The following is a 25507-nucleotide window of genomic DNA, read 5'->3' on the forward strand; positions in this document are numbered from 1 at the left end:
TATGTCCTTGACAAATGGGAGGCCAGCTGTAGGCTTGAGATTAACGTGCGATGAAAATGCGCGATGAAATAAAGAGGGTCGAGTAGAAGTATGCGCCATACGTATCGTCTGGTTAGCCGTGCGCCCGTCAAGATCGCCCGAAGAAGAATTAGGCTAGGTTTAGCTAGCTCTTTCCTCTTTCGCGTTCCGCCGACTCCTTGAACCTGGCTGCCGAGGATTTGCTCATGATGAAGCCCTCGATTGATGGACAGCTTTCCGCCGAGCAACCTGTTCTACTGCCGATGATGGCACAACGCCTTCAGGCGAAGGTTCATCCAGATAGGTACGCTGATCTCGCCTTGTGGGGAGCAGGCAGCTCTGGGCGTGTGAGATTTTCTCCAATCAAGGGTCCTTATACCTACGAGACAGGGCCTTGCCGTGCCTCGCAGAAACCAGGAAGTACTTCAACCCAATGCCTGGTCAATCCGAATAGCAAAGGCGACGGAGCCATCGCGCTCGAATTCGGAAAAGCCAAGGTGACGGTAGAAACCCTTGGCGCGTTCGTTGTTTGGGTCGACACCGAGATGCACGGCTCCGACCCCGCGGCTTCGAAGCGCTTGAAGCTCCGTGCCGATCATCCTGCGTCCCCAACCGCTTGCCTGAAGTCCGGGAAGGATGTTGATGTGAAGATGCGCCGGATACTGGTCTTGAAGCCACGCCGTTCCGCTGCGCGGATTTTGAATTCGTTCCATCACGTCGGCGTCGCGCGGACGGGTGGGTGCCAGTCCCGCAACCTGCTGGCGGACGAACGGCCACCAGTTTGTCTGCAAGTCTCTGTCGAACCCGCCGGTGTCCGGTACCCCCACGACGTAGCCAACCGGCTGGCCGTCCTGAACCAGAACAAAGGCAAAGTCTTGGGCGAACTTGAGGTAGGGTACCGACCAGATGTAGCCGGGCAGATGCGGGTCGCTATAAAGCGTGCTGGCATCATGACCGCCATTCGCGGTTTTCAGGCAGATGTCGAAAAAGGCGTCGATATCCGCTTCAATCGCGGGGCGGATGAAGCAGCTGGTGTCCATCACTTTGCCACCTCCTGCGTGGCGCTTTGTCATTTTAGGTCGCGAGAGGTGCGGATGCATTGACGATTACCTCAGATTCGCCAGCCAGGCAAAGCTCTGGGGGAAGAAAACGTTCGGCCGGTGCTTGGCGCAAGGCCTGAGCGGAGAGTGGAGAATAAACCAGATGAGGTGGAGCAGATGAAAAGAACTGTGAAATCGATCAGCATACTGCCGGCATACGGATTGAAAGCAGCTGTCGCGCTTGCTGGCGCGGCGCTTCTGAGTTTTGGCCTTTCGGCAGCCGCGCGCGCTGACGACCTGGCCGTGTGGGATGACCAAACCTATGAAGGCCAGAGTGCGGTCATAGAGCAGCTTAACAAGGACTTCGAAGCTGCCCATCCCGGCGTCACTATCAAACGCACTGCCCGCACCTTTGATGACATGAAGCTGACGCTGAAGCTTGCGGTTTCAGCGGGTGATGGCCCTGTCATCACGAAGGTCAACCAAGGTGCCGGTGACATGGGGGCGATGGTCAAGGAAGGATTGCTCCTGCCGGTCGACGACTACATCAAACAATATGGCTGGGATAAGCTCCAGTCGGATTCCGTGCTTGCTCGAGACCGCTGGGAGGATGGAAAATTTGGGGTCGGTAAGACCTACGGCATCTCCGGCCTCGGCGAGATCGTTGGCCTCTTCTACAATAAAAAGATCCTCGCCGATGCAGGAGTAGCGCTGCCGCAAACCTTCGAGGAGTTCCTGGCCGATCTCGACAAGCTGAAGGAAAAGGGCGTCCCGCCCTTCATGATGGGCTCGGCAAAGCAGCATCTGGCCCTGCATATGATCGGCGCCATCGACCAAGCGCATATCGACGCGAGCAATCGCGCCGAACTTGACGATCTGATCTACGGCCGAGGCGGCTCCTGGAACACCAAGGGGAACATCGAATCCGCCAAACTCGTGCAGCAGTGGGCACAGGGCGGTTATTTTTTCCCTGGTTTCGAAGGCATCTCGGGTGACGACGCCGTCCAGCTTTTCATTTCCGGACAGGGCGCGTTTCTTATCTCCGGGACCTGGTATTTCGGTGACATGCAACACAATCCGGATATCGGCTTCATGGCCATCCCCGCCCCGAAAGGCATTTCCAAGCCCATGAGTGTCGGGGGTGTGGATCTTGCCTGGGCGATAACGAGCCTTGCCAAAACTAAGCCAACACAGGACCTAGCCGGCGCATATATCGACTATATGGTTTCAGAGAAGGCTGCTGAAACCTGGGCCAATGCTGGCTATCTCCCGGCAACTTCGCTCGCGGCTGACGCGAAGCCAAAGCTCACGCCGCTCCTCAGCTCCGGCATCGAAATGTGGAAGACACTCAACGCAAACGACGCTCTCGGCCATTACCCCGATTGGTCGAGCCCAACGATGCTGAAGACAATAGACGACAACACGCCGCTTCTTCTGTCCGGCAATATCACCCCCGAAGCCTTTGTCGATGCCATGGACAAGGATTATCAGGCGTACCTGAAGGACAAGAAATAAAGACTGTGGGCGCAGGTCACGGCCGTCCCCTGCGGTCGTGGCCTGAGTCTCGTCGATCCAAATAAATGAGCACTGCGATCGGCTTGCTGCGTGATGATCACAGCTTTGGCTTTATGGAGTACTGGATGAAACGCTCCGCACTTGATGGCTCGCAACATACCAATTTTATCTATTTATTGCCTGGATTGCTGTTCTACGCGGCTTTTGTCTTTGGACCGATCCTCGCGGCTTTGGGTTTGAGCCTGACCAGCTGGGACGGCTTGAGCATGCCCAAGTGGGTTGGTTTGGGCAATTACGCCGATCTCTTTTCTGACAGTCGTTTTTATATTGCCTTGCGTAACAATGCCGAGCTTATGATCTTCTACTGTGTCCTGCCGCTGGTGCTCGGTATAGCTCTTGCTGCTTGCGTCTGGAATCTGAAGCAACGCGAACAACTCGCCCTGCGGACCTTCTTGTTCCTGCCTTATATCATGCCGACTGCCGTGTTGGGCATCATCTGGGCATGGCTCTACAATCCTGCCTTTGGCCCGTTCAATCAGTTTCTGAGAGCTGTGGGGTTGGGCGCCTTCGCGCTGCCGTGGCTGGGCGATTTCAATTTTGTGCTCCCCGCGGTCGGGATCGTTGCCACATGGTATTTCTTCGGTTTTTGCATGGTCATCTTCCTGACCGGAATTCAGCGCATCGACCCGTCTCTTTTCGACGCTGCCAAGGTCGATGGCGCTTCGGCGCGAAAAACCTTTTTCTGGATAACGCTGCCGCTTCTATTGCCTGAAATAAGGGTGGTTTTGCTTCTGACGGTCATAGCCTCGATCAAAAGCTTCGACCTGATTTTTACAATGACCCGGGGTGGACCAGCCAACGCTACGCTTGTGCCGAATATCTACATGTATCAGCTCGGCTTCGAGCTTAATCGGTTCGGCGCCGCAGCGGCCATCGCCATTGTGGGCGCGATACTCACATTCGTAATCAACTATGCAATTCACCGATTTGTAGGATCGCAGCATAAAGGAGTGGCTTGATGGGCCGTTCATTTAACATTTCGGCCGGTCCGCTATTCCTCCGCATTGTCCTCTGGCTTCTTGCTTTCGTCACGATCATCCCCTTCCTGCTCCTGCTTCTAACCTCAATAAAGAGCAAGGCTGACGTTCTGCAGGGTGCATTCGCGTTGCCGGCGTATCCACATTTCGAAAATTACGTCGATGCCTGGAATGCCGGACATTTCAACATTTACTTTTGGAATTCGATCATCGTTGTCATACCCGTCGTCGCTGCAAGCGTCTTTTTGGGCCTGCTGACCGGCTTTGCATTCGCATACCTGTCATTTCCGCTGCGGCGTACGCTGTTCGCTATCCTGACGCTCGGCATGATGGTGCCGGCGGAAGCGTTCATTATCCCGCTTTATTATGAAATGCGGTATCTCGGACTGATCAATACCTATGCGGCTCTGATTGTGCCGCAGATCGCGATGTCGATACCATTCTCAACGATCTTCCTCGCCAGCGCGATGCAGCAGCTGCCGGAAGAAGTTCTCGAAGCGGCGGTTCTCGATGGCGCCGGACGCTTCTATATCCTGCGCAAGATCGTTATCCCCCTCATGGTGCCGGCAATGTCGACGCTGGCGCTGTTTCTGTTCATATGGACCTGGAACGAGTTTCTCATTCCGTTCATTCTGGTCAATGACGACGCTTATCGGACGCTGCCCCTCGGCATGCTGTTTTTCCAAGGGCGTTATACCGTCAACACGCCGGTTCTGACAGCCGGCGCGGTGATCGTGATTTTCCCGCTCATCGTGACTTATCTGGTTTTCCAGCGACGGTTCATTGCCGGCCTGACGGCGGGAGCGACGAAATAGACAGCCGATGCTGTCGGCGGCAAGACCTCACACCGCGCCCCTCACTCTTCGCTTGTGGCGCACTTCCAGTGCCGCGCAGCCCCAGACCGTGCCAAGCAGCAGATAGACATGGCGCCAGTGGTCGATGTCGATGACGTTGCCGATTGTCGCATGGCCGAGAACCGAGATCCAGGCGATCATCAGGAAGGGTTGCCACGGCCGGTCGAGCAGCAGGTTTCGGAAGCCGAGAGCCAGCGTCCAGAGAAGCATGATGACATAGCTGACGAAGCCGAGCCAGCCATAGGTGGTCAGCGATTTCAGCCAGATATTGTGCTCGTCTTCGGGAAACATCGTGCCGAACACCAGCGGGCCGATACCGAACGGGCGCTCCATCATCATGGTGAAACCGATCCGGTGGCGCTCGAAACGGCCGAGATGTTCGCCGTCATATTGCTGCACCAGCTGGGCGCGCGCCGAAAACAGTTCGGCGACCTTCGGGATCTGGAGTGCCACCAAGAGCGAGGCGACCAACATAATGATCGCCGCCAGCGACAGGACCAGGACTCGCAAGCGAAAGGCGCCGCTGCGCTCCTTCAGCAGCATGATGAGGATCAGCAGCGCCACGCCAAGCGCGAAGAGCCCCCAGGCGGCACGGGAAAAGGAGAGGAAGATGCCGAGCGCAAGCACGAGCAGGGCCGCGGCCTTCAGCGGCGATTTCTTCAGGTCGCCGGCCAGGATGCCGTGGATGAGATAAAGGGATGGCGGCACCAGGAAGGGGCCGAAGACGTTGGGGTCCTGGAAGGCGCCCTTGGCGCGGTCGTAGAGCGTGAAGACTTCCGCGCCCGGAAAGGCATGGAAATAGCCGAGTATGCCGAGCGCGGAGGTGGCGACGGCGGCGAAGGTCCAGGCGTTGAAGATCAGCGGCAGCCGCTTGTGGCTGTCCTCGATGATCGCCGCGTAGAAGACTGCCGTCAGCGCCAGGAAGGTCGACACCGCGATATACATCGGCCCGGTCGCCAGGTCCTTCATCTGCGTCAGCGACAGCATCCCGCCGATATTGAAGGTGAGCAAAAGGGCGAGCAGCGGCGCCACGCCGCGCGAAATCCTTAAGCCCAGGATGAACCAGAGGCCGATCAGCCCCGCCATCCAGAGTTCATAGGGCGCCGGCTCGTCGATCACGAAGCCGGAAAGGAAGACGCCGAAGGCAACAAAGGCCGAGCCGATCAGGCGCAGCGTCGTCCGCTGCGGCTGGGCGACACGGGAATATGTCGCCTCGATCGCGCTCAATAGGCGTTTTCCGTGTTGAGCAGCCGGATCGGCGTCAGGAACAGGATCTTGAGATCGAACCAGAGCGACCAGTTCTCGATGTAATAGAGGTCGTAAGCGGTGCGGAACTTGATCTTCTCGTCATTGTCCACTTCGCCGCGCCAGCCGTTGATCTGTGCCCAGCCGGTGACGCCGGGTTTGACGCGGTGGCGGGCGAAATAACCCTCGACGACGTCGCCGAAGGCGCGGTCGCGCGCCTGGGCGAGAACGGCATGCGGGCGTGGGCCGATCAGCGAGAGATCGCCTCTCAGCACGTTGAAGAGCTGCGGCAGTTCATCGATCGAGGTCTTGCGGATGAAGCGGCCGACGCGGGTGACGCGCGGATCGCCCTTGGTCACCGCGGCCTTGCCCGTGGGATCGGCCATGTTGGTGTACATCGAGCGGAACTTGAAGACGTTGATGATTTCGTTGTTGAAGCCGTGGCGCTTCTGCATGAAGAAGACCGGGCCTTCCGATGTCGCCTTGATGGCGATTGCGGTCGCGACCATGATCGGCCAGAGAAGCGCAAGCGCGACGAGCGCGAAGAAGATGTCGAAACCGCGCTTGGCGACGGAATCCCAGTCGCGGATCGGCTTCTTGAAAATATCGAGCATCGGCACCGAGCCGACATGCGAATAGGCGCGCGGCCGGAAGCGCAGCCGGTTGGCATGCGCGGCAAGGCGGATATCGACCGGCAGAACCCAGAGCTTCTTCAAAAGGTCGTAAATACGGGCCTCGGCCGACAGGGGCAGGGCGATGATCAGCATGTCGATGCGCGTCAGCCGTACGAATTCGACGAGTTCGGCCACGGTGCCGAGTTTCGGATAACCGGCGACCATGATCGGCGAGCGCTTCTCGCCGCGGTCGTCGAAGATGCCGCAGATGCGGATGTCGTTGTCGGCCTGTTGTTCGAGGACGCGGATCAGGGCCTTGGCCGGCTCGCCGCCGCCGACGATGACGGCGCGGCGTTCCATGAGGCCGTTGCGCGCCCAGTTGCGGATGCCGTAGGCGACGAGGAAACGCTCGGCCGCAAGGAAGAGCGCGCCTGCGGCGAACCATGGAATATAGGCGTCGACCATCGCCCATGTGGTGCCGCGAATGAGCGCGAACAGCCCGACTGTGAGGAAAAGCGCGAATGTCCACGAGGCGACGATGCGCGGCATCAGCCGCAGCTTCGACCGAAGCGCGGGAATGGTGTAGGTGTCGGCAAGCTGCAGGCTGATGACGGTCAAGGCCGAAGCGATCGCCGCCATGCCGGTCCGCATCAGCAGGGAATCGCTGCCGTCGCCGGGCCAGAAATAGTGGACGATCAGGGCGATCGCGAAGAGCGCCAGGAATTCCAGCAGCCGCAATTGCCCGATGATGATGGCAGGCGAATTGGTTCCGTCGCGGAACTGTTCGGCAATCTGCCGGGCATAGGGGTTGATTTCGGTCGGGTCGGAAGGCTTCTCCTCACCCGTGTCGCCGCGCACCTCGATGTCGGAGACCTGCTTGCGCAGCGCTTCGACGTCGAATTGATCGCCTTTTTCCAGCTTGTTCATGGGGCCAGCTTGTTCATGGGGCATCGTCGCTCGTTGTCAGCAAGCGAAGTACCAGAAAGCCCCTAAGAAATATTTACGAGGCGACGGGCATTGCTTGGCTGGCAGCCGGGTTGACGAGCTCATGATACAATTTCAGGACATCGCGTGCCATGACGGCGGATGAAAACACCGCCTTCACCGCCTCGGGCTTCGGCATCGTCCTGGCGTGCCAATCGGGCGTGCTCAGCGTTTCCGCCATGACGCGGGCGAGATCGTCGGAATTACCGGGCTCCACCAGGGCTGCGCTGTCGGCGCCGAGCACCTCGGGGATGCCGCCGACACGGCTTGCGATGATCGTCTTGCCGGCGCCGAGCCCCTCGAGCACGATGTAGGGCATGGCTTCGGCGCGCGAGGGAACGACGAGGTTCTGCGCCATGGAGAAGGCTTCGTGGACCCGCATTGCCGGCAGCATGCCGATGCGTTTGCCAAGGCCGCGTTCGACCATCATTTCGCGGTAGCGGTCGCGATCCGGCCCGTCGCCGATCATCAGCGCCGACAGTGGCCTGCCGAGCAGCCGTTCCGTTTTGGCGAAGGCATCGACAAACAGATCGGGACCCTTGAGGTCCCGCAGCATTCCCACATAGATGAAATGCACGGCATCCGAGCGGGTCGGGATCGGCTCGAAATCGCGCTCGCCGATGCCGTTGTAGATCAGTCTCGTCTTCGTCCGCGGCCGCCCGACCTTGCGCGCGTAGGTATCGCGCTCATATTCGCAGATGAAGACCAGCGCATCGGTGAAATATTCCTGCAGGCGCTCCATCTTGAGGACGAACTGTCCTCCGAGGGAGGAGCGCGAATAATGCAGGCTTCCGCCATGCGCGGTATAGAGGCGGGCTACGCGATACCTGTTCACCCGCAACGCTGAGCCGGCAAGTCGCGCGAGCACGCCGCCCTTGGCGCCGTGTCCGTGCAGCACATCCGGCCGCAAACTTTTGATTTTCTTGTATGTGTCCCACATCGTCGCAATGTCGGACGGGCTGATCGAACGCCGGATTGGCACGCGTGTCAGGCCGAGCGAGAGATAGGGACGGATATCATCGAACAGGCTGTCCTCGTACTCGCCGCCGGTCGAGCTGTCGCAGAGGATGCCGATTTCATGGCCGGCCTTGCTGTGCTCCTCGACGAGATCGCGGACATGGCGGAAAATTCCGCCGACCGGTGACCTGAAGCAATGAAGGATGCGGAGCGGCTGCTGTTTTTCCATCGCTCAGAAAAGCCGTTCGCGAACGTAGATCGTGTCACCTGCGATGATCGGCCCTGATATATTGATGCGGCCGGTCAGCACCTGTCCATTGATCTTGCGCGTGACATCGACCATGCGCTGGTTGGCGCGGCTGGTGAAGCCGCCGGCAACCGCGATGGCATTCTGCACTGTCATGCCGGGAACATAGGCATACTGGCCGGGCTGGCCGACTTCACCCATGATGAAGACCGAACGATAACGATCGACATCGATGGTGACGTCGGGATCGCGAAGATAGCCCTGCTGCAGTTTCTGGGCTATCTGTCCCGAGAGTTGCTGCAGGGTTCGGCCGCGGGCAGGGACCTGGCCGATGAGCGGGAAGGCGACATAGCCGGCCTGATCCACCGTATAGGTGTTGGTAAGGCTCTGCTGGTCGAAGACGGTGATGCGCAGTCGATCGCCGCTGTCCAGCGTATAAGGCTGAATAGTCGCCTCGTTGAAGGCCTTCGGCGCCGGCTTGTACGTCGTGCAGCCGCCCAATGCTGCCATCATGGCTGCAAGGCTCAGGGCCAAAAGGATCTTGGGCTGGACGACAGACATCCGCTTGTGCTCACAAAAATGAACTCGGTGCAGTCGTTATCGATCCGTTAGGGTTAATGCCCGGTAAAGGGCGCTTGCAATTTCCTGGTTTCCTCGATCGATCATCACTCATTTCTCGGCGAGATCGCCATTAACCGTTGAGTTACCATGGTCGTTTACGCTTACGGCACCTTTGTTGTGGAGTAAGAGCATGTCCGGCGTAGCTCGTGATCAGGATGTGGACATCGACCTCGGCCAGTTGGTCCGTGCGGTCTGGGCGCGCCGTCTGCGGATTTTGACAATCACCCTCCTGGGGGCGGGCGTCGCCTTTGCCGGCGCCAAAATCATGTCGCCGCAATATCGCAGCGAAACACGCATCCTCATCGAACCCCGAGCGCCGGCCTTCGCCAGCACGCAGCAGATCAATGACGCCAGCGCCGGTCCGCTGATGGATGAACTGAACATCGCCAGCCAGGTGCAGCTTCTGCAATCGGCCGATCTCCTCAAGAGGGTCATCAACGACCTGAAGCTCTATAACCTGCCGGAATTCGACGATGCCGCCAGCGGCTCGGCCATGAGCAGTATCCTGGTGAAGCTGCACCTGAAGAAGAACCCGCTGGAAAATCCGCCTGAAGAGCGCGTCATCGACGCCTTCGTCGAGCGCCTGCAGGTCTATCAGGTGCCGGGTTCACGCGTCATCGGCATCAATTTCACCTCCAAGGACCCGAAGCTCGCCGCCGCCATTCCGAACGCCATGGCGAATGTCTATCTTTCGACCCAGAGCGGCGCCAAGCTCGATTCCAATTCCGAGGCGACCCGCTGGCTGGAGCCGGAGATCGAAGGCCTGCGCCGGAAGGTCAGCGAAGCCGAGAAGAAGGTCGCCGAATACCGCACGTCGCACGGGCTGTTGCAGACGAACGGCACGACCACTTTTCCGGCCCAGCAATTGAATGATATCTCCGCCGAGCTGACCCGCGTGCGGGGCGACAAGGCCAATGCTGAGGCGAGGGCGCAGGCGGTGCGAAACGCACTGTCTTCGGGCGAGGCCTTCGATACGCTGCCCGACATCATGTCCTCACAGGCGATCCAGCGGCTGAAGGGGACGGAATCCGGCCTGCAATCGCAGATCTCCGATCTGCAGACCAGCCTTCTCAACAATCATCCACGGCTGAAAAGCCTGCGTGCTCAGCTCTCGGATATCCGCACCCAGATCCGCCAGGAGACGCAGAAGATCCTGGCGAGCATCGAGAACGAGTCCAAGGTCGCGGATCTCCGCGCGAGCGAACTCGAGCGGCAGTCGGAAACGGTGCAGGCCACTAGCGCCCGCGCCGGTGAGGACGAGGTCGGTCTCAATGCGCTGGAGCGTGAGGCAAACGCCCAGCGTCAGCTGCTCGAAACCTATCTGGTGCGCTACCGCGAGGCTGCCTCCCGCGCCGACAGCAATTCGAGCCCTGCGGATGCGCGGATCGTTTCCAGGGCTGTTGAGCCGGTCGATCCCTATTTCCCGAAGGTGGTGCCGATCGTTGTCGTCGCTGCTGTCGCGACGCTGATCATGAGCGCCATCGTCATCATGCTGACCGAACTCTTCAGCGGCCGGGCGCTGCGCCCGGCAGATGCGACCCCGGAGGCAATCGAGGCAGAAGCGGTCGTCGAGGAGAAGCATGTGCCGCAGGCTGCTCCGATCGCCACTCCCGCCAGAAAACCCGTTCAGCCGAGCATGCTCGCCGTTGTCGCGGACGAAGAGGATACGACCGAGGACGCGGAGGCTGCCGAGGAGGCGCCAGAGGACGCGGAGGCTGCCGAGGAGGCGCCAGAGGACGAGAATGAATTCTCCGTCACCTCAGTTGCAGACTATCTCACCGGCAGCCGCGCGCCGCTGGCAATCGCCATATCTCCGACTGGCGACAATGGCTCGGCGGCGACGGTTTCGCTGACCCGCATGCTCGCCGACGCCGGCCGCCGCGTCATCCTGATCGACATGACCGGTTCCGGCTATCCCACAGAACTGATGGCCGAGGACCAGGCCGCCCTCGGCGTCACCGATCTGCTTTGCGGTGAGGCCGCATTCGGCGATACGATCCACGGCGACCGCCTTTCCGATGCCCATCTCATCCCTCAAGGCCAGAGCGACGTGCGCCGCGCCATGCGCGGTGTCGACCGGCTGTCGTTGCTGCTCGATGCGCTCGCCGCCGCATACGACCTCGTGGTGGTCGAATGCGGTTCGGCCGATGTCGCCGGCGTCTCGCGGCTGACGCGCAGCCGCGACGTCGAGATCATCCTCTCGCTGCCTGAGGTCGAGGAGGCCATCTTCGTTGCACTGATGACGGAATTCCAGGCTGCAGGCTATGAGCGCGTCGTACTGATGTCGGGCGGCGAGGGGGCCGAGCAGACGCTCGGCCGGGCGGCCTGAACGGGATCAACCGATCCGTGCCCGGATGCCCTGGGCGAATTTATAGAGCTTCGGGCGCGCCTTGATATGCGCCTTGCCGCGGGTGACGATCCGGTGCGCGGCGCCGGCGATCACACCGAACGGCGAGACCGGCAGCACCACGTCGTAGTGTGGGGTCTCGACCGGCGCCCAGGAGCGCTTGTAGGTCTGGTCGCCGAGGCCGAAATCAAACAGCGCGACGCCCTTGCCATGCAATCCCGAAATGGTCTGCCAATAGAGAAATTCGCCGGGACTCGTATCCGGCACGAGTTCTTCATCGATCGCACCGAACTGGCAGATGATGTGGTCACCCTTGCGCGAAATCCCTGAAATCGCTGCGATCTTACCCTCATGCCCGTCCTTGAGCCGGAGTACATGCATCTGCAGCCCGAAATACTGCTTGCTGTCATCCAGCTTGTCGAGCAGGCCGTGCAGGAAGGTCTGCGTTTCCCTGTCGGCGAAGACGTCGGGCAGGCCGAGGTTGGCGAAGCGGGCGCTCTTCAGGCAGAAGAAGATATCGAGCAGGCGGTGCTGTTCTTCCGATGTCCCGGGAATGAGGTATTCGAAGCCGCCGGCCGCCTCGAGGCGTTTCGATTGAACGCGGAATTTCTTGCGCCGGTTCTTGGCGTTGAGCTGCTTCAGCGTTTCCTCGAACGTGGGAAAGAACGGCAGCTGGTAGGCATGATTCTGGTTCTGCACCATCGGCAGCCCCGTGAGCGGGGTCTGTCGCCCGCGCCATTCCAGCGGAATGTTCTGCAGCAGCAGCAGATCGGCCCGGCCCTTGAGTGCCTGCTGAAGCTGGCCGGCGAATTTGCCGGCGTCGATGGTTCCGCCGCTTTCTGCAAAACTCTCGGAGAACAGGCCGGTATTGATGTTGCTGTGATCGGCTGCGATGAACTTCGCGACCGCGAGCCCCCGGGACTTGACGATTTCGACCGGCAGAATGAAAGCCGTCTGGTCGGCATGGGTGCCTTTGAGGATTGCAAGCGGCCGCTGGAAGGCGCTCACCCAGGCGGTGCACCAGTCGTAGCTCTGATGCAGGGACTGGAGATTGTCGCGCTCCAGCGCCCGCCACTCATCCTCCAGCGGCTGCATCGCATCGAAGACTTCAATGTCGATTTCGGCCATGGCGAGTTTCATGCTCAGCTGGCGCAAGCGCGAAATGGCCGCTTCGGCCAGCGCCTTGTCGGACTGCTGTTCATGGACATCGAGCTTTTGCGTCTGCACGGTTTTCTCCGGTCAAGAATGCTGAACGGGAAGGTAGGTATGCCAGACGTATATTTGGTTTAACCGCACGCGATGGACGAGGTTTTCCGCGGATCACGGTTATTCGGCCGTTAATGGCCCTACTTCTGCGGCGGCCCGGCCATCCATTTGATGAGCACCATCGCCGGCAATACCCAAAGCAGGCCGGTGAACAGGAAGTAGAGCAAGTGTCCCCACCAGGGCGCGTTGCCGAGCGTTGCCACCGCGATCGTATTCGCCACCAGCGCATAGACGAGCACGAGCACGATGATCAGGATTGTGCCGATGAATTTGCGGAGGCGGATGGGCATCGGCTATCTCTTGCAATGGATGGGTCGAACCGGCGCGACGGCATGCCGCAAAGGTTCGGGGCTTGTTTTGCATGAGCCGGTGGGGCAAATCAACTGCCGGATAGAAGGAGATATCATGGCCGTCGCAAACCCGACCACGGAACAGGCGATCCTGAGAGAAGTGCGCAGGCAAAATCGTGACCGCCGCGCCTTGCGTCTCTGGCTCGGTTTCGTGCTATTGGCGCTCTTCTGTCTCGTCCTCGTCGGCGGCGCCACGCGGCTGACCAATTCCGGCCTGTCGATCACCGAATGGAAGCCGATCCACGGCGTCATTCCGCCGCTGTCGGCTGCCGAATGGGAGGAGGAATTCCGCCTCTACCAGCGCATTCCCGAATTTCAGCAGCTGAACAATTCCATGACCGTCGATGAGTTCAAAGGCATCTTCTGGTGGGAATGGGCGCACCGGCTGATCGCCCGCGGCATCGGCGTGATCTTCGCGCTGCCGCTCATCTATTTCTGGCTGACCGGGCGGATCGAGAAGCGTCTGCGTTGGCCACTCGTCGGCATCCTGGCGCTCGGCGGCCTGCAGGGTTTTATCGGTTGGTGGATGGTGTCCTCGGGTCTTTCCGTCCGAACCGACGTCAGCCAGTACCGGCTGGCGACGCATCTCGTCATGGCCTGCCTGATCTTTGCCGGCTGCATGTGGATCATGCGCGGTCTCTCCAGACATTCCGACGATCCGGCGCCGGCACGAAGCTCACGCGGTTTTGCCGCCGCGATCGCTATTTTCGCGCTGTTCCAGATCTATCTTGGTGCGCTGGTGGCGGGGCTCGACGCCGGTTTTTCCTACAATACCTGGCCGCTGATGGATGGTGCGGTCATCCCCTACGATCTGCTGATCCAGCAGCCCTTCTGGATCAATGCCTTCGAGAACCCGAAGACGGTGCAGTTCATCCACCGCATCGGCGCCTATACCCTCTTCGCATTGACGCTGATCAACATGGTGATCGCCCTTCGCGCAGCACCTTGGACCACCCATGCACGCCGCGCCGTCCTGCTCTTCGCGCTGGTGACGCTGCAGGCGGCGATCGGCATCGCCACGCTGCTGATGCAGGTGCCGCTTCACTGGGGCCTGCTGCACCAAGCCGGTGCGCTGGTGGTTTTCGGTTTCGCCGTCGCCAATTGGCGCGGCTTTTACGGCGAATATCCGCATGGGACGATGATCGCCGAACGCGATTGAAGCGAGCTGGTTTCTCGGGGCGGATCTATCGCAACACCCCATCGAGCAGCGGCATGCCGATGATCGCGGCGGCGGCTATCAGGATGTAGCAGGCGATGCGGAAGGTCCGCTCCTCGGCAAGCCCGAACAGTTTCGAGCCGCCGTAGAGCCCGACCGCATAACTCGGCAGGATCACGGCGGTCAGCGCGAAGACGGCAGGCACGAACAGTCCGCCGACATAATAGCTGATGGCGCTGAAAACGGACGAGATCGAGAAGTAGAGCACGACATTCGCCCTGACGCGCGTGAAGTCGCTCTTGCCGCCGAGCCAGTAGGCGACGACCGGCGGTCCGCCGAGCTGTGCAGCGCCACTGAAAAGCCCGGCGATCAGGCCGACGCCGCTGCTGAGCGGTGCAGAAGGGGCGCCATGGTAGCGCCATCCGGATGCGAGAAGCGCGAGCAGGGTGATGGCGATGATGGTGATGCTCCAGCGCAGCAACATCGGGTCGAGCAGAGCCAGCATCGCCGTGCCGGCCGGCACGCCGAGGGCGGCCCCCGCCGCCATGACGAAGACCTCGGGCCGGTTGGCGCCGCGCCAGGCGGGAGGGATCATCCCAAGCGCCGCAATGCCGTCGATGACGAGCAGGATCGGCGAGATCAGCTTAGGCCCGACGATCGCACCGCCGAGCGGAATGAAGATCAATGCGGCGCCGAAGCCCGAAAAGCCGCGGGCGAGCCCGGCGATGAAGGCAAACGCCATCAGCGCATAGATGCCATGATCGGGCAGGGCGGCGTCAAACCATGCGCTTACGCCAGCGATAAGCGCATCGAGCGTCATGACATCAGGCTCCGTGATTCGGGAATAGCGGGCGAGGAAAGTCCGCTCTCATAGCCCAATCGTCGCCGATGATCGAGCCGAAAGCGATGCTGCGGCCGCCGAGGGAGGCGGCCGCGGGGGAAAGATCATGATGAAGAGATCGACACAAAGCTCGAATGGCATCACCTCGATGCCGTCGTCTGCGCCTTATGAGGCGAGCATCAGGTCCATGTTCTGGACGGCGGCGCCCGAGGCGCCCTTGCCGAGATTGTCGAGCAGCGCGACGAGGTTCACCTGCGAAGCGCCTGAGGTGCCGAAGACGAAGAGCTTCATCGTGTCCTTGCCTTCGAGCTCGACGGCGTTGACGCGGGGCAGGGCCTTGCTTTCGGTCAGCGGCACGACACTGACGATATCCTGGCCGGCATAATGGGCGACGAGTGCGGCATGGATGCTTTCCATCGTCGTGCCCTCGGCGAGATCGTCGAGATGCAGTGGTACCTGCACGATCATGCCCTGCGCGAACTTGCCGACCGACGGCGAGAAGATCGGCGCGCGGTCGAGCAGGCCGTGCACGGTCATCTCGGGCACGTGTTTGTGGGTGAGCGGCAGGCCATAGAGGAAATGCGGCGCGGTGATCGCATCCGGGTGATCCGGGTTTTCCATCTGCGCGATCATCTGCTTGCCGCCGCCGGTATAGCCGGAGACCGCGTTGACCGTGACCGGATAGCCGTCGGGCAGAATGCCGGCGGCGCGCAGCGGCCGGATGAGGCCGATCGCTCCGGTGGGATAGCAGCCGGGGTTGGCGACGAAACGGGCGGCCTTGATCCTGTCGGCCTGCGCGCCGTCCATCTCGGCAAAGCCATAGGCCCAGCCGGGATTGACGCGGAAGGCGGTCGAGGTGTCGATGACGCGCACATTGTTGTTGGCCGAAACCATCTGCACCGCTTCCTTCGACGCATCGTCGGGCAGGCAGAGAATGGCGATGTCGGCACTGTTCAGCATGTCCTCGCGCATGGCGGCGTTGCGCCGCTCGGCTTCGGGTATGGACAGAAGCTCGACATCGCGGCGGCCGGCCATGCGCGTGCGGATCTGCAGACCCGTCGTGCCGTGTTCGCCGTCGATGAAGATTTTCGGTGCCATGTTAAACCTGCGCTTTCAATGGGTTCTGAAGGTTTCCGGATTCAGTTTGAGGATGATAGGTCAGCCTTGTGACACGGCGATGGCGCGTCGTTCGGCATGAAGACCCAGCATATACATCGCCACCGTTGCCCCCGCAATGGCGGTGATATCAGCATGATCGTAGGGCGGCGACACCTCGACGACATCGGCGCCGCGGATATCGAGCTGGTGCAGGCGCTGCAGCACCGAGAGGATCTTGGCGCTCGACGGTCCGCCGGCAACCGGCGTGCCGGTGCCCGGCGCAAAGGCCGGATCGAGGCAATCGATATCGAACGTGAGATAGGCCGGCGCCCCGCGTGTGTGGGAGATGATCGCCGAGGCGATATCGCTGGCGCTCATCTCCTCGACCTGATGACCGTAGAGAATGTTGACGCCGCAATCCTCCGGCGCATGGGTGCGGATGCCGATCTGGATCGAGCGGTCGGGATCGATGATGCCCTCGCGGGCGGCCCGCGCCACGAATGAACCATGGTCGATGCGGCGTTCCTCGTCGAACCAGGTGTCTTGGTGCGCGTCGAACTGCACGAGCGCCAGCGGCCCATGTTTTGCCACATGGGCTTTCAGCAGCGGCCAGGTGACGTAATGATCGCCGCCGAGCGTCAGCAGGAAGGCGCCGCTGTCGAGGATGACATTCGCCTGTCGTTCGATGGCGGCTGGCGTGTCCTGATGATTGCCATAATCGAGCAGGCAATCGCCGTAGTCGATCACGGCCATTTCGGCGAAGAGATCACGGTGGAAGGGATATTGCGCATCATTGTCGAAGATCGCCGAGGCGCGCCGGATCGCTTGCGGCCCGAAACGTGTGCCCGGCCTGTTCGATGTCGCGGCATCGAAGGGAATACCCCAGACGGCAACGTCGACGCCGGCGAGCTCCTTGGTGAAGCGGCGGCGCATGAAGGACAGGGCGCCGGCAAATGTCGGGTCGCTGGCAGCGGAGGTGAGGCTGGTCGCCGTGAAGGCGTGGTCAATCGATCTGTTCGCCAAGTCATGCTCCTTTTTTCGGTCGCAAAACCGTAGTCGCGTTCGATGCGGACGCTGCATTGCATGATCGCCGTTGACGTGAGGGTGCCAGGCGGCGGTTCTCTCGCGAAGGAACTGGCCGATCCCCTGCGCGCAGAAAGGGGTAGGCGAGGTGCGTACAGATTTCAAGCGATCGTTCGGACGACGGCCGCTCGTTATCGTCGAGCGACCGTCATTTGCTCGTCTGCCTATCGGGCCGGCTCCGGCAGGCACCACAATCCAGCCAGCGTCGTCAGCGCGGTCGCACAGACATAGGCCGCGAGCGGCCAGGCGCTGTCGCCGCCGAGCAGAAGCACGAAGAAAGTTCCGGCAACTCCGACGATGATGCTCTCGACGCAGCAATAAAGCGCGACCGCCGTTCCTGCCGTGTCGCCAAAGGCGTCGAGCGCGCCGTTGGCGGTGACCGCGGTCGCAAGGACGATGCCGATCGCGATGATCCACATCGGCACGACGAAGCTGACCAGGGAAGGCTGCAGAAACAACTCTCCGAAGACAAGCAGCATAGCGCCGGAAAGCAGCACGGCCATGCCTCTGGCAAGGCTGCCTGCAATGCCCCAGCGCATGACGAAGTGTTTGGCAAAACGCGCCGTCACGATCATTACCAGCGCCACCGTGGCAAAGACGAAGCTGAAGGCGATGCCGGAGAATCCGGCTTTATCGATCAAGATGCGGGGTGCTGTCGAGAAGAAGACGAAGAAGGTGCCCATCGCTGTACTGAAGCCCACTGTATAAACCCAGAAGGGTAAGCTTGTAAGGATCGGGCGGAGAGCGATCTTTGCAGTGGCGGCGGGGCGGGTTTCATGCCACCGCATGCCGGCATTGAAAAGGGCGGCAACCGAAAGGAGGCCGATGACGAGGAAGATGGCGCGCCAACCGAAGCGATCGGCGATCAGGGCTCCGGCGATCGGAGCTAATGCAGGCACGAAGGAGAGGATGGAGCCGAGAAGGCCATAAATCGTGCTGCTTTCGGGACGCCCGGCATAGACGTCGCGCACTGTTGCGAAAGTTGCAACCAGTGTCGCCGACGCGCCGATGGCTTGCACCAATCTCAACACCACGAAGATTGGTGCTGACGAGGAGGCGGCAAGCAGGAAGGATGAAGCGGCAAAGAGTGCCGCGCCTCCGAGCAGGACAGGCCGTCGTCCGACAATATCGGAAATCGGCCCGAACACGATCTGCCCGGCGCCGAGCACGAGCATGTAGAGGCTGAGGGTCAGTTGGATGACGGCCGGCGAGGTGCCGAGCGCCTCCGGCATGACCGGCACGATCGGCAGATAGATATCCATGGCAAGCGAGGCCAGGATGTCGAACGGTGCCATCAGCAGCAAAGCTGCCGGCAGGGAATAGTTCCAGGGCTGGATTTTGGGATAGGACATGGGAAAGAACCCGCTCAAATGATTTCATTCGGCGGCGATCTGTCTCTTCATCAGTATCGGGATTGGCCGGACAGACGCCGCAACAACAGGGCAAAGTTGTTGCGGCCTATTTGTCTGCGGACTTGGTTGTTCCCATGATTCGACCCGTGAATTCCCGAAGCGCTTTGACGTTAACTATCAGCGTAGCAGAGGCTCGGCAACAGATGGCGATCCCTCCTGCGCCGTCGAGATGGATAAAAGCAGTGGTTTAGTTGTGAATTTTTTAAAATCCATACTTGCATGAAGTTTTATAATTGCATATGTAGCCCAGGTTGTAGGGGCAACGCAACGCTTAGCAAGAACACGATATTTTAGGAAATATTACAGTGGTTTATCGACGAGAGATCGACGGTCTTCGGGCGGCCGCCGTGATGCCTGTGATTCTGTTTCATGCGGGCTTTAGTCTCTTCGCCGGCGGCTTCATCGGTGTCGATGTTTTCTTTGTGATCAGCGGCTTTCTGATAACGTCGATCATCCTTGAGGAGATGTGCGACGGTACCTTCTCGCTGGCGGCATTCTACGAGCGCCGCGCCCGCCGTATCCTGCCGGCCCTGTTTCTTGTCATCTTGTGCTGCCTGCCCTTCGCCTGGCTCTGGATCATGCCGCAGGAGTTTCGTGCCTTCTCCGACAGCCTGATTGCCACCAGCCTCTCTGGTGCAAATTTCCTGTTCTGGTTCAATAGCGGCTACTTCGCGCCGGAGGCCGGAGAGGTGCCGCTGCTCCATATCTGGAGCCTCGCCGTCGAAGAGCAGTACTACATGTTCTTTCCGCTGCTTGTCATATTCATGTGGAAGCGCAAGCGGAGCTGGCTCTTTGCGGTCCTGGTTGCGATCGCGTTTGCGAGCCTTGCTTACAGCGAGTGGGCGTCACGCGTCTTTCCCTCGGCCAATTTCTATTTCCTGCCGTCGCGGGCTTGGGAGTTTCTGGCCGGATCGATCTGCAGCTTCATCCAGTTGAAGGGGCAACAACGCGGCAGCGATCCGCTGTCGCTCCTCGGGTTCTCGATGATCGCCTTCTCCGTCTTTTATTTCGACGAGACCTCGTCCATTCCCTCCACGCTCGCACTAGTTCCCGTGGTCGGTACGATGCTCGTGCTACTCTTTGCGCAACAGGGAACAATGGTGGCGGCACTGCTTTCGACCCGCGCCTTCATCATGATCGGAAAGATCAGCTACAGCGCCTATCTCTGGCACCAGCCGCTTTTTGCCTTTGCGCGCATTCGCAGCATCGATCCGCCGCCGATCACCGAGATGGGCGTGCTGGCCTGCTTTTCTCTTGTTCTTGGTTACTTATCGTGGCGTTTCGTCGAACAGCCGTTCCGCAGGGTCCGGCACCGATTGCTGCCGTCCCGCCGCGGCCTGGCTCTATCGGCGTCAGTGATTCTTGCAGCTCTTTGCGCGTTCGGATTTTATGGCCACGATACGCGCGGTATCCCCTGGCGACTTCCGGAGCCGATCAAAGATTTTATCGCGGACAGCGAATGGAGCAAGACCTGCCTGATCGAGAGCGGGTCGGGTTGGAATGCGATGCCGATCAAAAACTGCATATTCAATAGCAGCCACGCGCAGACATACGCAATCCTCGGAGATTCCCTGGCATCGGCGTTGACGCCCGCGCTTGCCAGGCGCCTGGACGGCATGGATGTCGGCCTGGAGCAGATTACGCATAGCTTTTGTGCGCCGGTCGCTGATGTTTCGATGGTCCCTCTCCAGGCGCGCGAGTGCGGTGCCTTCAACGCTGCGGCGATCGACTATCTCGTCAAGAGCAAGGTGAAAACGGTCTTTCTCGCCGCCTCCTGGCAGGTCTTCTTCGGGCAATCACGATATGTGTTCAAGGATGAGGAAGTCGCGACATCCGACGTAAGGCAGAGGTTGAGGGATGCTTTCGACAAAACCGTCAGCGATCTGACATCGGTCGGCATCCGCGTCGTCATCGTCTATCCTCATCCGCGCGGAGACACGGAGATCGCGGCCAAGGTCGCAAAGCTGATGCACAAGGGCATGCCGGCACCGACCATCACCATCGCCCAGGATGAGTTTCTCCAGCAATCATCGTCCTCCTACGCCTATCTCGACGAGCCCAAAGACAGGCATGTCCTGCGCGTCGATCCGGCCAAGATTTTCTGCGGGATAGAGATGGGGCGATGCGATCTGGCGCGGGAAGGCAAGGCTTTTATTTTCGACAAGGTGCATTTCACCCCGGCGGGGGCGGAAGCCGTTGCGGACGAAATTCTGGTCGCCCTCAGGCGAGACGACATGGTGGCCGAGAACGGCGTGGCAGCGCTCTCTTCCAGCCACTTCTAGTGCGCCGCGGGCCTTTTCATGCGCGCTAAGAATGCTCTATCGCTTTGAATTTGCGTATAATCCTTTCCGAAAATCGATTCAGATTTTCGGGGTTATGCGCTAGAGCAATTCAAAGTGCTACAGCGTCCTTTGTGGGCCAGAAACGAACGCAGCGCTGTAGGAATTGCATAGAAATAAAAGATCAGAACAGTTCTGCGTTTTCATGAAAAGCTGAATCACTCCAACAGAGCAAAACAAAAAAGCCGGGTTGCCCCGGCCTTCGTAAATTCTGTCTGTCCGAAGCGATTAACGCTTGGAGAACTGGAACGAGCGGCGGGCCTTTGCCTTGCCGTACTTCTTGCGTTCGACGACGCGGCTGTCGCGGGTCAGGAAGCCGCCCTTCTTCAGCACCGCGCGCAGGCCCGGTTCGAAGTAGGTGAGCGCCTTGGACACGCCGTGGCGAACGGCACCGGCCTGGCCGGAGAGGCCGCCGCCGGCAACGGTTGCGATGATGTCGAACTGGCCGTCACGGGCAGCCGCGACGATCGGCTGGCGCAGGATCATCTGCAGCACCGGACGTGCGAAATATTCCGCGAATTCCTTGCCGTTGACGATGATCTTGCCGGAGCCCGGCTTGACCCAGACGCGGGCGACGGCGTTCTTGCGCTTGCCGGTCGCGTAGGAGCGGCCGAGCGAATCGACCTTGCGGACGTGGGCCGGAGCAGCAGCTTCGGAAGCCGTGCCGAGATCCTTCAGGGAGGAGAGGTCAGCCATATCAGGCGCTCCTTACGTTCTTTTTGTTGAGCGCGGCAACGTCGAGGGCGACCGGCTGCTGGGCTTCATGGGGATGGTTGGAGCCGGCGTAAACGCGCAGGTTCTTCATCTGGCGACGGCCGAGCGGGCCACGCGGAACCATGCGTTCGACGGCCTTTTCGAGGACGCGCTCCGGGAAGCGGCCTTCGATGATCTGGCGTGCGCTGCGTTCCTTGATGCCGCCGGCATAACCGGTGTGCCAGTAGTAGACCTTGTCGGAATACTTCTTGCCGGTGAAAACGACCTTTTCGGCATTGATGACGATGACGTTGTCGCCGTCGTCAACGTGAGGCGTGAAGGTTGCCTTGTGCTTGCCGCGCAGGCGCATAGCGATGATGGAAGCGAGACGGCCAACGACCAGCCCTTCGGCGTCGATGATCACCCACTTCTTCTCCACCTCTGCAGGCTTCTGGGAGAAGGTTGCCATAGTGAATACTCTCTTTTGGGACCCTTGGCCCGAAGGCTTGAAGGGCGTTTCTTGTTGCTTGGATTGGCACGCTCGAGGCATGCCAAAAAGAAAGCAGCCCGGATAGGCTGCGTTCTGGCGCGGTGTATAAAGGGAATACGACATGGGGTCAATATCGACTTTCCCGAGGTTTGGAAAAAAAATAAAGCAAAAACAATAAGTTAGATATATGGTATTATAATACCTCATATTTGTCGAGGTCCCAGGCTGCTGCGCCGGACGTTTTTGGCGTCGCCTCTGCCGGTTTGACGTAACGTCCGACGGTCGAAAGCAGCTCTCAACCTTTGAACGCGCGCAGGCATTTCATCATTTCGCGAAGGCCGCGTGTCAGATGTTTGTCCCGGCGTAGAACCATGCCGAGGCGGCGCGTCAGCCGCGGGTTCAGCGATGATGTCGTGACGAGGCCGGCGCGGTCGCGCTTCAGCGCCAGCCCCGGCAGGATCGACCAGCCAAGTCCTACAGCCACCAGCTCCTTGATCGCCTCGATACTGCCAAACTCCATCGCAGGTCGGATCCTGGTATCCGGGGCGGCTAACCACGCGTCGATTGCGCGCCTGGTATTGCCGCCCTCATAGAGCAGCAGCGTCCTGTCGCGCATGAAAGCGGCGTCCGGTCCCTCTTCGGGCATGAGGCTGCCCGCGGGGGCGACGGCCAGCAATTCCTCTTCGTAGAACGGTTCGATCTCGAAGTTCCGTCCCGATGCCGGCAGGGCAACGACAGCGATGTCGAGGCTGTTGGCTTCCAGTTCGTGCAGAATGCCGTCGGCATCGCCGATGCGCACGGTGATTTCGAGCCCGGGCATGCGTTTTCTGGCGGCAGCAATGGCGCGAGGAAGCAGATGGATCGACGCCGTGCCGCCGCTGCCGATGCGCACGCGGCCGCTCGCACCATCTCTGTACGGCACCATCGCTTCTTCCGCGGCGGCCGATTCCTGAAGTAGCCGCCTTGCATGCGCGAGCAGGTCGAGGCCTGCAGCGGTCGGCTGTGCTCGCCGTCCGACGCGCTCGATCAGCCGGACGCCGAGCCGCTGTTCGAGCCCCTTGACCTGCAGGCTGACGGCCGGTTGCGTCAGGCCTTCCTTGTCGGCCGCAGCCGTAAAGCTTCCGAGATCGGCAACATTGACGAAGGTGGCAAGCTGATCAAGATTGAGAGGCATACCAAAGAAGTCCTTATGCATATTATAATATCAATAAGCTTCTCTCGCGGCATTTTCCAGCGCATCTTTCACCCGTTCAAGAAAGGAAGAAGCGATGGCTCTGGAATTGAGCGAGATCTTCGAAACACCTCGCGATATCGTTCGGTCGAGAATTCGCTGGATGGCGCGATGGAGCCGGCGGCTGCTGATGACGGTCGAACATCACCTCGAAAAGCGCCGCAGCCGTCGCACGCTTTCGGAACTCACCGACGACGAGCTTTGCGATGTCGGTCTGACCCGTGCGCAGGCGAGGGCCGAGACATCGAAGTCGTGGTTCTGGTCCTGACTTCAGCGGCCAAGGCGGGGTGCGGATCCTGCTCGAAATTGCCGGCGCCTTGTGGCAAAACGTCTGCCTGAATCGAGCGCAGGGAGCAGCATCATGGCCGAAATCGTATCTTTCCCGGACGCAGCCAGAGCGGAAGAGGGCGGATTGTTGATCCGCTCGCTGCGCGACGGCGTGCTGCGGTTGGTGCTCAACAACCCACCGGCGAATGTGTTTTCGATCGCACTTCTCGAAGCGCTGATGGGCGAGCTGGAGACGGCCGAGGCGGAGCCGGATGTACGCGTCGTCGTCATCGCCTCGACCGGTAACGTCTTTTCCGCCGGGCATGATCTCAAGGAACTCACGACCCATCGCGCCGATGAAGATCAGGGTGCCGATTTCTTCGAAAAGACTTTTCGGCTCGCTGCCGATCTGATGCTCAAGATCGCGCATCTGCCGAAGCCTGTCATCGCCGAGATCGACGGGCTTGCAACGGCTGCGGGCTGCCAGCTCGTTGCCTCCTGCGATCTGGCGATCTGCACGGATAGTTCGACATTCTGCACGCCGGGCGTCAATATCGGCCTGTTTTGTTCGACGCCGATGGTGGCCGTTTCCCGTGCCGCGCACCGCAAGCAGGCGATGGAGATGCTGCTGACCGGCGAGACGATCGACGCCTCAACTGCCAAGGATTTCGGCCTCGTCAACCGTATCGTGCCCAAGCAATATCTGGCGCAGGTGGTTTCCAAATATGCGGCTGTGATCGCCAGTAAGTCACCGCTGACGCTGAAGATTGGCAAGGAAGCCTTCAACCGGCAGCTCGAACTGCCAGTGGAGGCGGCATATGATTATACCGCCAGGGTGATGGTCGAGAACATGCTGACGCAGGATGCTCAGGAAGGGATCGGTGCCTTCCTCGGCAAGCGCAAGCCGGACTGGAAGGGCGAGTGACTACGCCAGTTTCAAAATCAGCCCGCCGATGGCGATGACGACGCCGGCGACGTAGCGCCAGATGCTGGCTTTTTCCTTGAAGACGGTGATCGAGATCACCAGCGCAAAGAGGATCGCGGTTTCCCGCAGCGCTGCGACGGTCGCGACCGGGGCTTTCGTCATCGCCCAGAGTGCCAGCCCATAGGAGGCGATCGAGCCGGCGCCGCCGATGAGGCCGCGCCACCAGTTGCGACGAACGTGACGCACGACGGCGACAGTGCCGCGTTGCGAAACCGCCCAGGAAAACAGTAGGACGGGTGGCAGCAGCGACATCCACAAAGTGTAGGAAACCGCATTGCCGGAGATACGCGCGCCGATGCCGTCGACATAGGTGTAGCTGGCGATGACACAGGCATTGGCAAGCGACAGCATGACGGCGCGGCTGCTGCCGCGCCGTGCCTCCAGAGCGAGCGTGAGGACGCCGGCGCAAATCGTCATCGTGCCGGCAAGGGCGCCGCTGGAAAGATTTTCCTTCAGGATGAAACCGCTTGTCGCGGCGATCAGTAGCGGTGCGCAGCCGCGCATCAGCGGATAGACGAGACCGATATCGCCGGCCCGGTAGGCGGCGGCGACCAACTGGAAATAAGCGAACTGCAGGATGGCAGAGGCGCCGATGAACGGCCAGGCCGAGGCGTGCGGCAACGGCAGGAACGCCAGGAACGGCAACGCCGAAACAGCGCCGCCGGCAGAGATCAGCGCCGCATCCAGGGATTTATCACTCCCCGCCTTGACGATGGCGTTCCATGTCGCGTGCAGCAGTGCGCCGAAGAGAACGAGCAGGATGACGTCGAGAGGCAAGGGAGTAAATCCGGAAAGGATGACAGGAAGCGGAATACGT

At 60.4% G+C, this 25507-nt stretch carries 23 protein-coding genes; 8 read left to right on the forward strand and 15 right to left on the reverse strand.

Annotated elements, in window-relative coordinates; genetic code table 11:
* Positions 1 to 443: 443 nt before the first annotated feature.
* Entirely contained in the window at positions 444 to 1058 is a 615-nt protein-coding gene (locus tag AB8B31_RS06985) for a GNAT family N-acetyltransferase (protein WP_131703111.1), read from the reverse strand.
* A gap of 177 nt (positions 1059 to 1235) precedes the next feature.
* Here AB8B31_RS06985 and AB8B31_RS06990 point away from each other — a divergent pair, with 177 nt between their 5' ends.
* The 3 genes from AB8B31_RS06990 to AB8B31_RS07000 all read left to right on the forward strand — a co-directional run bounded on the left by AB8B31_RS06990 (position 1236) and on the right by AB8B31_RS07000 (position 4425).
* Positions 1236 to 2573, forward strand: coding sequence for an extracellular solute-binding protein (locus AB8B31_RS06990; RefSeq protein WP_028733645.1), 1338 nt, complete (start codon positions 1236 to 1238; stop codon positions 2571 to 2573).
* A 125-nt stretch (positions 2574 to 2698) separates the two neighbouring features.
* Complete coding sequence (locus AB8B31_RS06995; protein ID WP_047621652.1) at positions 2699 to 3592, forward strand: carbohydrate ABC transporter permease; 894 nt, start codon at positions 2699 to 2701, stop codon at positions 3590 to 3592.
* Positions 3592 to 4425, forward strand: a complete 834-nt coding sequence (locus AB8B31_RS07000) for a carbohydrate ABC transporter permease (protein WP_018447497.1) — start codon at positions 3592 to 3594, stop codon at positions 4423 to 4425. Before AB8B31_RS06995 ends, AB8B31_RS07000 begins: the two co-directional genes overlap by 1 nt.
* 27 nt (positions 4426 to 4452) lie before the next feature.
* Here AB8B31_RS07000 and AB8B31_RS07005 read toward each other — a convergent pair whose 3' ends face one another.
* From AB8B31_RS07005 to AB8B31_RS07020, 4 genes are all read right to left on the reverse strand, one after another.
* The gene (locus AB8B31_RS07005; protein ID WP_439007428.1) at positions 4453 to 5691 is read right to left on the reverse strand and encodes an O-antigen ligase family protein; all 1239 of its coding nucleotides are present in this window, start codon (positions 5689 to 5691) and stop codon (positions 4453 to 4455) included.
* Complete coding sequence (locus AB8B31_RS07010) at positions 5688 to 7250, reverse strand: undecaprenyl-phosphate glucose phosphotransferase (protein ID WP_131703103.1); 1563 nt, start codon at positions 7248 to 7250, stop codon at positions 5688 to 5690. The genes AB8B31_RS07005 and AB8B31_RS07010 overlap by 4 nt, the downstream gene beginning before the upstream one ends.
* Before the next feature lie 73 nt (positions 7251 to 7323).
* Entirely contained in the window at positions 7324 to 8493 is a 1170-nt protein-coding gene (locus AB8B31_RS07015; RefSeq protein WP_018447500.1) for a glycosyltransferase family 4 protein, read from the reverse strand.
* Positions 8494 to 8496: 3 nt separating this feature from the next.
* A complete protein-coding gene (locus tag AB8B31_RS07020; protein ID WP_018241551.1) occupies positions 8497 to 9072 on the reverse strand; it encodes a polysaccharide biosynthesis/export family protein in 576 nt (191 codons plus the stop codon).
* Between the two features lie 190 nt (positions 9073 to 9262).
* Here AB8B31_RS07020 and AB8B31_RS07025 point away from each other — a divergent pair, with 190 nt between their 5' ends.
* Positions 9263 to 11461, forward strand: coding sequence for a GumC family protein (locus AB8B31_RS07025; protein WP_131703102.1), 2199 nt, complete (start codon positions 9263 to 9265; stop codon positions 11459 to 11461).
* Positions 11462 to 11467: 6 nt separating this feature from the next.
* Here the strand turns inward: AB8B31_RS07025 and AB8B31_RS07030 are convergent, their stop codons facing one another.
* Positions 11468 to 12706 (reverse strand): GNAT family N-acetyltransferase, encoded by a 1239-nt coding sequence (locus AB8B31_RS07030; protein ID WP_131703101.1) that lies wholly within the window; start codon positions 12704 to 12706, stop codon positions 11468 to 11470.
* A gap of 119 nt (positions 12707 to 12825) precedes the next feature.
* Positions 12826 to 13035, reverse strand: a complete 210-nt coding sequence (locus AB8B31_RS07035; protein ID WP_018241554.1) for a DUF2842 domain-containing protein — start codon at positions 13033 to 13035, stop codon at positions 12826 to 12828.
* A 115-nt stretch (positions 13036 to 13150) separates the two neighbouring features.
* Here AB8B31_RS07035 and AB8B31_RS07040 point away from each other — a divergent pair, with 115 nt between their 5' ends.
* Entirely contained in the window at positions 13151 to 14254 is a 1104-nt protein-coding gene (locus tag AB8B31_RS07040; RefSeq protein ID WP_131703100.1) for a COX15/CtaA family protein, read from the forward strand.
* A 25-nt stretch (positions 14255 to 14279) separates the two neighbouring features.
* Here the strand turns inward: AB8B31_RS07040 and AB8B31_RS07045 are convergent, their stop codons facing one another.
* The 4 genes from AB8B31_RS07045 to cml all read right to left on the reverse strand — a co-directional run bounded on the left by AB8B31_RS07045 (position 14280) and on the right by cml (position 18625).
* A complete protein-coding gene (locus AB8B31_RS07045) occupies positions 14280 to 15071 on the reverse strand; it encodes a sulfite exporter TauE/SafE family protein (RefSeq protein ID WP_018447504.1) in 792 nt (263 codons plus the stop codon).
* Between the two features lie 186 nt (positions 15072 to 15257).
* Complete coding sequence (argC, locus tag AB8B31_RS07050; protein ID WP_018447506.1) at positions 15258 to 16190, reverse strand: N-acetyl-gamma-glutamyl-phosphate reductase; 933 nt, start codon at positions 16188 to 16190, stop codon at positions 15258 to 15260.
* Between the two features lie 60 nt (positions 16191 to 16250).
* Positions 16251 to 17213: an agmatinase gene (gene speB, locus AB8B31_RS07055; RefSeq protein WP_018241559.1), complete on the reverse strand. Its 963-nt coding sequence runs from the start codon at positions 17211 to 17213 to the stop codon at positions 16251 to 16253.
* A 224-nt stretch (positions 17214 to 17437) separates the two neighbouring features.
* On the reverse strand, positions 17438 to 18625 hold the full coding sequence (gene cml, locus AB8B31_RS07060) for a CmlA/FloR family chloramphenicol efflux MFS transporter (RefSeq protein WP_131703099.1): 1188 nt from the start codon (positions 18623 to 18625) through the stop codon (positions 17438 to 17440).
* A gap of 365 nt (positions 18626 to 18990) precedes the next feature.
* On the opposite strand from cml, the gene AB8B31_RS07065 reads away from it, so the two are divergent.
* Positions 18991 to 20967, forward strand: a complete 1977-nt coding sequence (locus AB8B31_RS07065; protein WP_131703098.1) for an acyltransferase family protein — start codon at positions 18991 to 18993, stop codon at positions 20965 to 20967.
* A gap of 285 nt (positions 20968 to 21252) precedes the next feature.
* Here AB8B31_RS07065 and rpsI read toward each other — a convergent pair whose 3' ends face one another.
* The 3 genes from rpsI to AB8B31_RS07080 form a co-directional block, all read right to left on the reverse strand.
* Positions 21253 to 21720: a 30S ribosomal protein S9 gene (rpsI, locus tag AB8B31_RS07070; protein WP_018241561.1), complete on the reverse strand. Its 468-nt coding sequence runs from the start codon at positions 21718 to 21720 to the stop codon at positions 21253 to 21255.
* Between the two features lies 1 nt (position 21721).
* Complete coding sequence (gene rplM / locus AB8B31_RS07075) at positions 21722 to 22186, reverse strand: 50S ribosomal protein L13 (protein ID WP_003558420.1); 465 nt, start codon at positions 22184 to 22186, stop codon at positions 21722 to 21724.
* Between the two features lie 316 nt (positions 22187 to 22502).
* On the reverse strand, positions 22503 to 23381 hold the full coding sequence (locus AB8B31_RS07080) for a LysR family transcriptional regulator (RefSeq protein WP_131703097.1): 879 nt from the start codon (positions 23379 to 23381) through the stop codon (positions 22503 to 22505).
* A gap of 94 nt (positions 23382 to 23475) precedes the next feature.
* Here AB8B31_RS07080 and AB8B31_RS07085 point away from each other — a divergent pair, with 94 nt between their 5' ends.
* Together AB8B31_RS07085 and AB8B31_RS07090 are read left to right on the forward strand one after the other, a co-directional pair.
* Entirely contained in the window at positions 23476 to 23706 is a 231-nt protein-coding gene (locus tag AB8B31_RS07085) for a DUF1127 domain-containing protein (protein ID WP_018241563.1), read from the forward strand.
* Between the two features lie 93 nt (positions 23707 to 23799).
* Positions 23800 to 24630: an enoyl-CoA hydratase gene (locus tag AB8B31_RS07090; protein WP_018447511.1), complete on the forward strand. Its 831-nt coding sequence runs from the start codon at positions 23800 to 23802 to the stop codon at positions 24628 to 24630.
* Here the strand turns inward: AB8B31_RS07090 and AB8B31_RS07095 are convergent, their stop codons facing one another.
* Complete coding sequence (locus AB8B31_RS07095) at positions 24631 to 25467, reverse strand: EamA family transporter (RefSeq protein ID WP_026188358.1); 837 nt, start codon at positions 25465 to 25467, stop codon at positions 24631 to 24633. It lies immediately after the preceding gene.
* Positions 25468 to 25507: the final 40 nt, after the last annotated feature.

The sequence above is a fragment of the Rhizobium sp. 62_C5_N11_2 genome, assembly GCF_051811185.1.
Taxonomy (GTDB): Bacteria; Pseudomonadota; Alphaproteobacteria; order Rhizobiales; family Rhizobiaceae; genus Rhizobium; species Rhizobium leguminosarum.